Here is an 11,164-nt window from a genome sequence, read left to right as displayed (position 1 = left end):
TCATGCACGAGCGCAACGCTCACAACTTCCCTCTCGACTTGGCATCTGCTGAAGTCGCACCTGTTGCAATCAGCGCTCCTGCTATCAACGGTTAATCATAGCAGTACGCGACTAAGAAGCATCAATAACTAAATACAAGGCGCTCTCCTTTTGTGAGAGCGCCTTGTTCCGTTTGGAGATACCTACGGTTAATTAATTATTAGGAATAGGTGCGATATTAAATGCAATACCCGTGAATCAATTTGTATTTCACACCCTCAACCTAAAACTTTATCATTCTCCAAAATTCTGGATAACCATATTGGAGCTATTTGGTATTTTGTTCATCACTATTCACTTTCAAAAAAATTTGTAGTACACCCTTGACACTATATAATACATTAAGTAGTATATATGTAGTGAAGGAAGCGAGCCTCTTCAAAAGGCATAGCGCTAATACTTCACAACCTTAAAAATTTCACAGATTGCCACCTAACTTGGGCGTGTAGCTCAGTTAGTTAAGAGTGCCTCTCTGTAAAACAGGAACTCGCGAGTATCTCCGATAAAGACGCTGAGTCGCTGGCGCGACACGCTAAGCGCCAAACGCACGCTCCGCGATGCGAAGCTATGCCCGTAAGGGCTATACGCGATGCCGCAGGCTATGCCCGCAAGGGCTATACGCGAACGAGTTTCGTCATCCCCGTATAGCCGCCTTGTGGACTCTCCCGTCGGTACTGCCTTATGGGTCGGTTTACAAGCTAGGTGTAAGCAACAGTCTGTAAAACAGCCGTGATGGCGCAAAACGCCTGCCGGAGGCGATAAGCTGCGTACAGCTTGCGCTTCGCGATCGCTTTGCTAGTTCAATTATTGCCCTGTGGTGTAACTGGCAACATCTCTCGCTTTGAACGAGGAGACTCCAGGTTCAAACCCTGGCAGGGCAGTCACATTATCCTTCTATAGCCCAACTAGAAGAGGCGGCTGGTTTACAGGTATTTCCTACGGAGACACACTCGCGTTCAAGTCTCATTAGATACCCATACATGGAAGCTGTCCGGCATGGACGAGGAAACCGCCTCGAAAGCGGCTGCGGTTAACGCCGTCAAGAGTTCGATTCTCTTAGCTTCCGTTTTTGCACTTTTACCAAAATTGTAATTGTAGTAGCACGTATGAGTAAGGATTCATTGGATCTAATGACTGCCAATATTGTTCAGCCAATTGCATAAATCTCCAACCCATAACATATAAATTCATAACTCAATCAACTTCGCTCCACATTAGGTAACGGAGCAAAAGATAACTTTATCCCTGCGGTTAATTACAGACTAACTTTTGTCTAAAACCCTTTTACTTGAATTTAAGTCGTTTTAGTCTCTGAGGTGGAACTGTCTCTACGCTACAGCTATGTGAAAGGACAAGGTATGTTTAACAGAGTCAGCAAATAATTAACTTTCGCTAGATAAAGTACGCCGCCAGTACGTAGGACGCCAGTAATAAAGTTGAGTCCTATCATCAGGATAGGGCGTTTTGTCATTTATTAGAGGCAATGGTTTGTCTATTACAATATCTGAACTAGCATTCACAATGAAAATCCTCTCCGGCTGAAAGTCTTCAATATTGTCAACATCAAGATTAATAACTCGCCATTCGGGGTCTCGAATATCACTTGAGGTAGGACGGCGGGCATGGGGTTGACAAGTGGACTCGCACGCACCAAACTCAATGTAATTGAGCTGACCGACAAGCAGCGACACATTATTTGCACTCCTGTCTACGCAAGCAAAACGCAATTGAAATACGTCATCTTCCCAGAAACAGATTGGGCAAATATCATACGAACCGGGTGGTTCATCAAAGATAAGATAACCGCAACAAGGGCATGGATAACTTGTGTGCTCGGTCATACTTGCTAAAAATCCACATGACGGCTGAGAACCGCAAACACAGTTTGGCTACAAATTCTCTATTGTATTTTCCAGTTTGATAAAAAAGCTGCAACTCACTTTTCCAATTCCAACTAAAATCTGATAGACCAACTGCAAGAAAGGCAAGGGCTCGTTGTACCGCTCATCACTGGCTTTTATAGCGAATAAGGACGCACTTGAGAAGTAGGAAAAACGAAGTAATTCGTAGTGTGCGATTCGTTCACTCGAAATGAGTAATAAATTATTCAGGGATGAGTGGCAGGGAATAAGAACCGAGTAATCGGAACAGAACCTTTGACAACTAGATGACCATGAGGGTGACTCCGAGGAAATCCTAGAGTACATAAGAGAAGTCCCTCCCCGTAGGTGCAACGGTGACAGCATCACCCCTAGGGTAGCGACTAGCCATCAATCCCTAAAGCGGGGTGAGAAGGAGGTAAAACTGGTAGCCTAAACTGGTTCCCTTCGAGCATAAACCTACGAGCAGCGCAAGCGAAGATGCGTAACCGTCGTTATTACTAACCAGCGAAATAAGGCTGAACGCGCTGGAGCCAAAAAAAAAAGGCAACGGATAAGGGACTGGCATTTACTACGATGACCAGCAAGCACTCCCAATAAACCCGGCGGATAAGCATCGCTCTAAAGGTTTCAAACAATGGTTATCTGGAACGAAGTAACTTAATGTCCACTCTCAGGAGGTCGATACTGAGTAGGTGCTAACCGTATGTGGCGTTAAGAGAGATTGAGTCAAAAGCGAATGCCTTGTGTAATAACGAGGATATGCTGACAGACTTACGGTGATTTGGAATGTAGAGTCACAGTAGCAATAAATATGTCTAAAACACGAAGAGTCACAACGGAATCAAATGAGGAAGCGATCCAACCCTTGAAGGAATTGCGAAATCATGAAACTGTGAATGATAAATCGATGGTGGAATGGAGGCACACTGACTGGCGTAAGCTAGAAAAACGTGTCTACAAGTTGCAAAAAAGAATCTACAAAGCCTCACAGCGTGGTAATGTCAAAGCAACTCGCAAACTCCAAAAGACGCTGATGAAGTCCTGGAGTGCAAAGTGTCTTGCGGTTAGACGGGTTACACAAGACAACCAAGGTAAGAAGACGGCGGGTGTGGACGGTGTGAAATCACTAACTCCAAAGCAACGTCTCACCTTAGTTGCCAAATTAAAATTAGGCTCAAAGGTATCGTCTACCAGACGTGTATGGATTCCAAAGCCTGGGAAAGATGAAAAAAGACCTTTGGGTATCCCGACAATGTATGACCGCGCATTGCAAGCTCTCGTAAAAATGGCACTTGAGCCAGAATGGGAAGCTAAGTTTGAACCTAACTCATATGGGTTTAGACCAGGACGCTCATGTCACGATGCTATCGAAGCTATTTTTAATAGTATCAAAACAAAACCAAAATTTGTTCTGGATGCTGACATATCAAAGTGCTTCGATAAAATCGACCACACGGCACTGCTAAGAAAATTAAATACATTCCCCACCATTCGCCGTCAAATACGTGCTTGGTTAAAAGCGGGAGTGATGGATAATCAGCAGTTCCAAGAGACATCTGAGGGTACTCCCCAAGGCGGAGTCATTTCGCCGCTTTTAGCAAACATTGCCCTCCACGGTATGGAAGAACGAATTAAACAATACGCTGAAACATTACCTGGTACAAAACGGGTCAATCGATTTAGTATATCGTTAACTCGTTACGCCGATGATTTCGTAATTTTACACGAAAATCTAGCCGTTGTTCAAAGATGTCAAACAATTATATCTGAGTGGTTAAAAGACATGGGTTTGGAATTGAAGCCATCAAAAACACGCCTAACTCATACTTTAAATAGGTATGAAAATGAAGAACCGGGGTTTAACTTCCTTGGTTTTAATATTAGGCAGTTTCGAGTGAGTAAATACCACTCAAAACAAGGTTTCAAAACAATCATCACCCCAAGCAAAGAAAAGCAGAGGATACACTACGAACGAATAGCTAGTGTCATCAATGACCACATCCCAGCTCCACAAGAGGCAATTATCAACCGATTAAATCCAATAATCAGGGGATGGTCTAACTACTATTCAACGGTAGTAAGTAAAGAAACTTACTCCACATTAGACAATCTTATGTATTCTAAGCTAAAAACTTGGGCAAAACGCCGTCACCCAAATAAATCAGGAGAATGGGTAACCAAGAAATACTGGCGCACCATTGGCGGTGATAATTGGGTCTTCGCCACTCCAAACAAAGGGGAAAAAAATTCGATGCGATTACTAAAACACGCAGAAATACCCATTGTTCGGCACGTAAAAGTGAAAGGCGATGCCAGTCCATACGATGGCAACCTAATTTATTGGAGTTCAAGAATGGGCGCACACCCTGAAGTGCCAAAAAGAGTAACAAAACTCTTAAAGCAACAAAAAGGAAAATGTGCTCACTGCGAATTGTACTTCCGAGAGGAAGATGTACTGGAAATTGACCACAAAATACCTCCAACTCAAGGAGGTAAAGACGAATATAAAAATCTCCAGTTATTACATAGACACTGCCACGACATAAAAACAGCCAATGACAAATTGGCTGGAGGTATGCACTTGGACAAGCACCAAATTACCGAGGAGCCGGATGAATTGAAAAATTCACGTCCGGTTTTGAAGACGAGTCGCTCTGGTGACGGAGCGGCTTAGTTTACTGTGCGATTCGTTCACTCGAAATGAATAATTTATTATTCAGGGATGAGTGGCAAGGAATAAGAACCGAGTAATCGGAACAGAACCTTTGACAACTAGATGACCATGAGGGTGACTCCGAGGAAATCCTAGAGTACATAAGAGAAGTCCCTCCCCGTAGGTGCAACTGTGACAGCATCACCCCTAGGCTAGCGACATTGTACCGATCTGGTGCTGTATCCAAAACTGTTATGTAGGGGATAGGTAACTCACGTTAAGTCGCCGCGCTACGCATCACACAAGATTTTCATATGCTTAATTCTCAAGAAAGAAACTCTTTTTCCTGAAATTGCTTGTACTGTTTATCTTTGGACTCAAAGTATTTTTCAACGGTTGTTTTTGCAGCTATAGCATTTTCCAACTCATCACCACCATTAGCTAGCAGGCGTTCTCTTACCCGTTTGCGGATATCAGAAACAATTTTCCCGTTGACGAGGCGAGTTTTTGACCAATCTAGAATGGGCGGTGGGTATAAACCGTGCTCGATGTACTTGCCTTGGAGAATTTCAGGTAAACTATACCCTAGCAACTTTGGTATCCAGTGGTAAATGAAGCGCAAATCTGAGTCTTTCTCCTCAATGTTTTTATTAGGATTGTAGATGCGAAAAGTTTCACTCAAAGGATTGGTAATACCTGCTTGCATCTGCCACTGCCAATTATCAATTGCTAAATCTCCATCCACCAAATAATTCATGTAGTGGCGTGCGCCGTAATGCCAGGAGATACCACAATTGATAGTTAAGAAAGTAGCACACATCGCCCGCATGCGAAAATTCATCCAACCCATTGTTTTCAGTTGTCTCATACTGGCATCCACCATTGGAAATCCAGTTAGCCCTTCACACCAAGCATGAAATAACTCTTGTTGCGATGAAGTGAGTTCGTCAGGTCGGTAATATTCATCAAATTCTGGGTAACGGTTGGTATATGCTATCTCTGGATGAAAGTACAACCGTTGAGTAAAACTATCGTGCCATCTTAGCCGATCGCGAAATGCCTTCAAAGAAAATTCCGCCTTTGGTTGATCGGCCAGTTCTCTTGCTCGCGCTTTGGTACTTTGATAGACAGTTCTCACCGAGATAGTTCCAAAAGCCAGGTGAGGTGAAAGATGTGACGTTGCTTTTTGTTGTGCCAGCCAGGGTTTTGATAATTTCCAATGATACCCATGAAATCGTTTTGTCAGAAAAGAATTTAGCGTAGAAAATGCCTGTGTTTCTCCGCCTTTAAAATAAACACGCTTTGTTTCGTAGAAATGACTGTATTTTTGTTTAAGTTCGGTGAAGGTCACTAGGGGTAGATTGAACGATAGCTGTGGAGTGTTAATGTGAATTGGCTTTAGGTGTGGAGATTGCCTGACATAGGTGTAGTATTCGTCAAACCATTTGTCGCGGCGATCGTCATCTGTCTGCAAGAAGTTGTTGAGACCGATGTGGCATTCCAGATTGAGTTGTTGGTAGAAGTTGGCGATAGCTCTATCGCGGCTCACTCCATACTCAACTTGCACGTCCCGATTAAAGTAGAGCTTGGGTCTGTGACCGAGTTGAATTAACTGTTGAGTGAGTTGTTGGAGAATGTCTACTGAATTTCCTTCAAATAAATATAATTGACTACTATTAGAGCGTAAGTTTTTCTCTAAATTTTCCAAAGACTCAAACAAAAATCTGACCCGTGCCTTACCTACCTCTGGTTGCTCGTAAAACCAAGGGTCAATAATAAAGCAAGGTAAGACAAGAGCAGCCTTAGCAGTTGCCCTAGCTACGCTTTCATTGTCGCTTAACCGCAAGTCCCGCCGAAACCAAAGAATGTGCATACATTAGTACTATCACTCCACCTCTATTTTGGCATTTTTAAGTTGGGGTGATGCGATTTGCCTAAAGGGCAGGAGCGAAGCTATCGCCATACGGATGAGTCCCGTAATTGCATAGATTTCATAACTAGAGCGATTTGGCAGCCAACTTTTCCTTTAAGTTACATTTACTGCCATCAACTGCTTCCACTTTACTGCCATTGCCTGGTAAAGTGACACTTCAAAGGGTTGGCGATCGCTCGTTTCAATCCCGTAGCCGGGGGTCGCTACGTTTCAAGTTCTTCAAACCGTCTCGGTAGTATGCTTCTAACAAATTTCAATCCCGTTACCGGGAATCGCTACGTTTCAAGGCCCAAGCCCAAACCAAGGAAACAGCCAAACCATTCGGTTTCAATCCCGTTACCGGGAATCGCTACGTTTCAAGTATTTTTTAATTTTACGTTTTCTGAGTTAATTTTGGTTGCCATCAGGTCAAGGACTGTTAATTACTGGACCAAGTGGCTTTGGAAAGAGTTCTCTGCTGCGTGCGCTCGCCTACCTTATGAAGCTGGAATGGTACTGAAAAACAGGCCCAAAGCCCCAATTCACTCAGCAGTGGCATTTGCTGAACAATTCTGGAACGCACAAAACCTAAATGAATCTGAGTAATTTACTTCAAACTCAATCGCAGAAGGTAATACCGCGATTGCATCACATTGTCCTCTCACTTGTCAAAAAAATTTTGTAGTATGCCATTGACAACCTGTAATATTTTATGTAGTATATATGTAGTAAAGCAGTGCGATTCGTTCTCTCAAAACCTAACTTTGTAAAGTGGAGTTCTCCATATCAAAGAATTAGGGGGAGAGAGGGAAAGGTTACATAACCTTTTACAACTTAGTACTCTTGTAGGTTCAATTCCTACCACCCAAACCCAAGGGTTGAATTCATAGCCCAGATTTAACAGGTTGGCAACTGTTACTTTCGGTGCATGGGTTAAATGCGGATAATGGGTAGTCACCTCCCCAAATCTCTGCAAGAGTTGGTAGACATGGATAACGTACAGTGAATGCAGTACAACTCGTCGTAATACTACGGGAAACGAAAGTGACTGAGAATAGTCCTCGGATGACTCTATTGGACTAACCAGAGTGGGGAGAGTCTAGGGAATTATCACCCCAATGCGCCCTACCTAAGAGTTGCACGTCCCCGATACCAGAGTTAGGTTATACAGACTGTGGCTAAGTGCTTCGTAGCCATGTATGGGTGTCTAAACCTCGGCGGAGACTGCAATCCTAAATTTACCGCGAAAGGAGTGCTAGGAACGAAGTAACTTGTTCAATGCTATCGGATACATGTTAATTACTGCTAACCGACAATTGAATAGGAACAACCTTTGAGGCAAATTGCTTCCATAGCAGTAATCCTAACTGAAAACGATAAGGTGAGCCAAACCGCACGGTTGAACAACAGGGATATCCTGAGAAGCCAATGCCCTAAGTAATGTTAGGGATATGCTGACGCAGGATAAGCGGTTGTGGAAGCTTCCAGAATAGTAACTCCTGATAAGCCTAATACATACTTTCGGGTAATGTGGGATGAATTCTATGCGTACAGGGTAAACGATTGACTATACCGTAATTGTCCGGTAGTAAAGGCGACCACAAAACGTCGAACGGTCTAATAGCCCCAAGGCGGTACAAGGAAAGGGTGAAATAGTAGAAGCCAAGGTCAAATTGCGAGTAATCCATACGACTATCTTTGACACAAGACCACACGCAGGAGCCGAATGAGATTGGAAACTCTCATGTTCGGTTCTGAATGAGAGGTGAAGGAAAGCGATTTCCTCATCGACTCTAACCTACAGCCTCTTAACAAGCTATAGAGCAAACACCCCTGAACCATGAAAACTAAATAATTGCCACTTAACGTAGGAATATAGCTTTGTGGACAAATAGATAAGTCGCTGTGCCTCTCAAGCACGGAGGAGCGGGTGCAACTCCCGTCGAGGCTTCCAAATGTGTCCAAGTCGCCTAATGGTAGGGTATGGTCTGCAAAACTGATTGTGCAAGTACCCTCCTCTTCGAGACGCTTCGTGAATGCAAATGCTTACACGAGCAATTCTCGCCCTGGACTCCAAGCGTTGCAGCGTCACCTAATGATAAGGTACTTGGCTCATAACCGAGAATATACGGGTTCAACTCCCGTCGCTGCTACCAAATGCACAGATGGTGTAATGGCAGCACTAGGGTCTCCAAAACCTTTGGTCAGGGTATCTCCTACGGAGACGCTTCGCGAACAAATTCTTGTCTGTGCGTTGCCGTGTCCTAATCGAAAAAGCTTACATACTCACCTAACGGTAAGGCAACTATCTCTCAAACAGTCTATGCAGGTTCAATTCCTGTGTGTGAATCAACAGCTTTTTTCACTTACACGGCATACATGGTGCAGAAGCGAAGTGGTCGAGCGGCACGTCTTTCAAGCGTGTAATTAGCGGGTTCGAGTCCCGTCTGTACTACTTCATGGGGTAACGAATGGCGATCGACAACAACAAAACCAACAAGCGTCCGTTTGTTAGTTAAGAGTTTGATTCCCCTTCACTCCATCCCTTGTAGATGTATTTTTACCAAGTGGACATTGATTTGGGTCGGTATCCAAGTCCGGTTGAAGGAAGCCGTCTGTAAAACGGATGCTTATGTGCTTCGTAGGTTCAAATCCTACCCGACCCATTATGGAGAGATTGCTATTGGCAGGGCAAGCTGTCCGCTAAACAGTCGTGGGATTCAGCATCTCACTGTGGGTTCAACTCCCACTCTCTCCGCTTTATGAGAACGTAGTGTAACTGGATAACACATCAGTCTACGAAACTGAAGAGTAAAGGTTCAAGTCCTTTCGTTCTCGCCTATGCCCTGGTAGCTCGGTTAATATATACTCCTGTAGCCCAATTGGAAGAGGCGGCTGTCTCAAAAACAGCCTGTGTATGGGTTCAAATCCCATCAGGAGTACCAACTAAAATATCAGGATGTAATTTCAGTGGTCTAGAAGCCTTGTTTTGGGGACAAGGAGTTGTAGGTTCAAATCCTACTATTCCGACCATTTGCCCTTATGACGGAACTAGCAAACGTGTTAGTCTTAGAAACCAAATTTTGTAAGTATCTCCTCTGGAGTCGAACGTGAGTTCGTCTCTCACCAAGGGTATTGATACTCCCATGGCGAAATTGGTAAACGCTTCCGTTTGAGGGACGGAATTATTGCAGGTATCTCCTATGCCTCCTTCGTCGGCACGCTTTGCTATCGGAGACGCTGAGTCGCTGCGCGACACGCTTCGCGATGCCGCAGGCTATGCCCGCAAGGGCTATACGCGAACGACTCCTGTCGGGAGTACTAATTGGGTCGTTAGCAGAGCAGATATGAAACCGTCTTTTAAGCGGACTTATCCAAGTTCAACCCCTGAACGACCCACCAAACAAATAATGCCCCTGTGATGCAATTGGCAGACATGACCTGCTTAAAACGGGTTTTCTACAGGTTCAAATCCTGTCAGGGGTACTCGCGGAGATTGAGCTATGGTGCGCTCTGGGGTCTCATAAGCCTTCACGTACCGGGTTCAAATCCCGGCTCCGCTACCAAATGCTGGTGTGGCTCAACGGCAGAGCAATTGCCGATGTTTGTGATGGGTTGCGGGTTCAACTCCTGTCACCAACTTCAATACGGGTGTGATGTAATGGCTAACATCTGAGTGCGCCATACTCAGCGTATGCGTTCGAGTCTCATCACTCGCTTTTGTAGCCCTGTAGTTCAATAGTGGAGCAACTGTCTTACAAACAGAGGGTTACAGGTTCAAATCCTGTCAGGGCTACCAATTTATAGGAGTGTCGTCTAATGGATGGGCATCGCTCTTCGCTCGGCGATTTGTAGCGGTTCAACTCCCTTCACTCCTTCTGTCTGGGGTCATAGCTCAACTGGCTAGAGCGTCCGCCTTGCAAGCGGGAGGTTAGGGGTTCAAATCCCCTTGATTCCACTGATGGTGTCTGATAGCGTATAGCCCTTACGGGCATAGCCTGCGGCATCGCGTAGCGTGTGCCTTGCACATAGCGTGGCACAAAAGTGCTATAGCCAAAGTGGTCGCGGCGCTCGTTTGTGGAACCAGTTATAACAGGTTCAAGTCTCGTCGGGCACCCCTTTAAGGAAGATGCCGCTAAATGGTCGGCAACCGGTCTTGAAAACCGGGGTGGGGTAACACCCAGGGGTTCGATTCCTCCATCTTCCGCCTTCCACCTGAAGTCGAAAAGCGAGGCACTGTACTGATAACACAGATACAGGAGGGCCAGTACCTCCTTGGTGGATTTGTTTCAGGACTGAGCGCTTGTGCAATCCAAAATATGAGAACAGGCGATCGCCAACTCATTTTTCAAAGCTTGTCCCGGCTTTTCTGCTTTGATATCAATACCTCTATAAAGAGCCGCACGATTGGAGTTAAAGGTTCTGGAGAACTTTACCGCAAACCCGTTGCAATACTGAATGCCTCACCACGAGCAATACACGCACAAGCTTCCTTGAAGGAAACACTGCTAACAATGGATGCACGTATTATTGATGAAGCATCAATAACAGTCCAACTCCCCAGCAATCAAATTAATGAATTTGGTATCCTTTCGCTCTCTGAAATATCGAGTGTATTGCACAATACTATTGTAACCTTCGTATCGGCAATTAAATCTTTCCAGTCTTAAATACTGC

5 protein-coding genes, 14 tRNA genes and 3 pseudogenes are annotated in these 11,164 nt (G+C 44.7%); 20 read left to right on the top strand and 2 right to left on the bottom strand.

Annotation, left to right across the window (positions count from 1 at the left end):
- From AB0756_RS08935 to AB0756_RS08925, 3 genes and pseudogenes are all read left to right on the top strand, one after another.
- A pseudogene (locus tag AB0756_RS08935) lies at window positions 1–95 on the top strand (photosystem II protein D1); the annotation flags it as partial.
- A gap of 752 nt (window positions 96–847) precedes the next feature.
- Window positions 848–920: transfer RNA gene (locus AB0756_RS08930), tRNA-Gln, on the top strand.
- A 101-nt stretch (window positions 921–1,021) separates the two neighbouring features.
- Window positions 1,022–1,105: transfer RNA gene (locus AB0756_RS08925), tRNA-Ser, on the top strand.
- Between the two features lie 316 nt (window positions 1,106–1,421).
- Here AB0756_RS08925 and AB0756_RS08920 read toward each other — a convergent pair.
- Window positions 1,422–1,880 (bottom strand): CPCC family cysteine-rich protein, encoded by a 459-nt coding sequence (locus AB0756_RS08920; protein ID WP_050045578.1) that lies wholly within the window; start codon window positions 1,878–1,880, stop codon window positions 1,422–1,424.
- 853 nt (window positions 1,881–2,733) lie between these two features.
- Here AB0756_RS08920 and ltrA point away from each other — a divergent pair.
- The gene (ltrA, locus tag AB0756_RS08915; RefSeq protein WP_082051694.1) at window positions 2,734–4,596 is read left to right on the top strand and encodes a group II intron reverse transcriptase/maturase; all 1,863 of its coding nucleotides are present in this window, start codon (window positions 2,734–2,736) and stop codon (window positions 4,594–4,596) included.
- A 304-nt stretch (window positions 4,597–4,900) separates the two neighbouring features.
- On the opposite strand, the gene AB0756_RS08910 is transcribed toward ltrA, so the two are convergent.
- Window positions 4,901–6,448 carry an FAD-binding domain-containing protein gene (locus AB0756_RS08910; protein WP_038092775.1) on the bottom strand — a complete coding sequence of 516 codons (1,548 nt, stop codon included), beginning with the start codon at window positions 6,446–6,448 and terminating at the stop codon, window positions 4,901–4,903.
- Between the two features lie 528 nt (window positions 6,449–6,976).
- On the opposite strand from AB0756_RS08910, the pseudogene AB0756_RS08905 reads away from it, so the two are divergent.
- The 16 genes and pseudogenes from AB0756_RS08905 to AB0756_RS08830 all read left to right on the top strand — a co-directional run.
- A pseudogene (locus tag AB0756_RS08905) lies at window positions 6,977–7,093 on the top strand (HNH endonuclease); the annotation flags it as partial.
- Window positions 7,094–8,364: 1,271 nt separating this feature from the next.
- Window positions 8,365–8,441 (top strand) — tRNA-Glu (locus AB0756_RS08900).
- A gap of 127 nt (window positions 8,442–8,568) precedes the next feature.
- Window positions 8,569–8,643, top strand: a tRNA-Met gene (locus AB0756_RS08895).
- A gap of 225 nt (window positions 8,644–8,868) precedes the next feature.
- Window positions 8,869–8,942 (top strand) — tRNA-Glu (locus tag AB0756_RS08890).
- 126 nt (window positions 8,943–9,068) lie between these two features.
- Window positions 9,069–9,153 (top strand) — tRNA-Tyr (locus tag AB0756_RS08885).
- Window positions 9,154–9,157: 4 nt separating this feature from the next.
- Window positions 9,158–9,245 (top strand) — tRNA-Ser (locus tag AB0756_RS08880).
- 6 nt (window positions 9,246–9,251) lie between these two features.
- A tRNA-Arg gene (locus AB0756_RS08875) sits at window positions 9,252–9,325 on the top strand.
- Window positions 9,326–9,354: 29 nt separating this feature from the next.
- Window positions 9,355–9,432: transfer RNA gene (locus tag AB0756_RS08870), tRNA-Leu, on the top strand.
- A gap of 10 nt (window positions 9,433–9,442) precedes the next feature.
- Window positions 9,443–9,520 (top strand) — tRNA-Pro (locus AB0756_RS08865).
- A gap of 170 nt (window positions 9,521–9,690) precedes the next feature.
- A complete protein-coding gene (locus tag AB0756_RS08860) occupies window positions 9,691–9,909 on the top strand; it encodes a hypothetical protein (RefSeq protein ID WP_153021622.1) in 219 nt (72 codons plus the stop codon).
- Window positions 9,900–9,973, top strand: a tRNA-Leu gene (locus AB0756_RS08855). Before AB0756_RS08860 ends, AB0756_RS08855 begins: the two co-directional genes overlap by 10 nt.
- 2 nt (window positions 9,974–9,975) lie before the next feature.
- Window positions 9,976–10,053, top strand: a tRNA-Met gene (locus AB0756_RS08850).
- Between the two features lie 3 nt (window positions 10,054–10,056).
- A pseudogene (locus AB0756_RS08845) lies at window positions 10,057–10,129 on the top strand.
- An 82-nt stretch (window positions 10,130–10,211) separates the two neighbouring features.
- Window positions 10,212–10,286 (top strand) — tRNA-Val (locus AB0756_RS08840).
- Between the two features lie 85 nt (window positions 10,287–10,371).
- Window positions 10,372–10,445 (top strand) — tRNA-Ala (locus AB0756_RS08835).
- A gap of 361 nt (window positions 10,446–10,806) precedes the next feature.
- Window positions 10,807–11,157 (top strand): hypothetical protein, encoded by a 351-nt coding sequence (locus AB0756_RS08830; protein ID WP_050045577.1) that lies wholly within the window; start codon window positions 10,807–10,809, stop codon window positions 11,155–11,157.
- Window positions 11,158–11,164 lie beyond the last annotated feature (7 nt).

It is taken from the genome of Tolypothrix campylonemoides VB511288_2, assembly GCF_045999855.1.
In the GTDB taxonomy this organism is placed as follows: domain Bacteria; phylum Cyanobacteriota; class Cyanobacteriia; order Cyanobacteriales; family Nostocaceae; genus Scytonema; species Scytonema bouteillei_A.
The sequence above is the reverse complement of the archived record's forward strand: the minus strand, read 5'-3'. Positions and strand labels throughout refer to the sequence as shown.

Excerpts from the sequence above, each read along its gene's own strand:
- AB0756_RS08860 (WP_153021622.1), top strand. The coding sequence starts at position 9,691 with ATGCCTCCTTCGTCGGCACGCTTTGCTATCGGAGACGCTGAGTCGCTG.
- ltrA (WP_082051694.1), top strand. The coding sequence starts at position 2,734 with ATGTCTAAAACACGAAGAGTCACAACGGAATCAAATGAGGAAGCGATC.
- AB0756_RS08910 (WP_038092775.1), bottom strand. The coding sequence starts at position 6,448 with ATGCACATTCTTTGGTTTCGGCGGGACTTGCGGTTAAGCGACAATGAA.
- AB0756_RS08920 (WP_050045578.1), bottom strand. The coding sequence starts at position 1,880 with ATGACCGAGCACACAAGTTATCCATGCCCTTGTTGCGGTTATCTTATC.
- AB0756_RS08830 (WP_050045577.1), top strand. The coding sequence starts at position 10,807 with ATGAGAACAGGCGATCGCCAACTCATTTTTCAAAGCTTGTCCCGGCTT.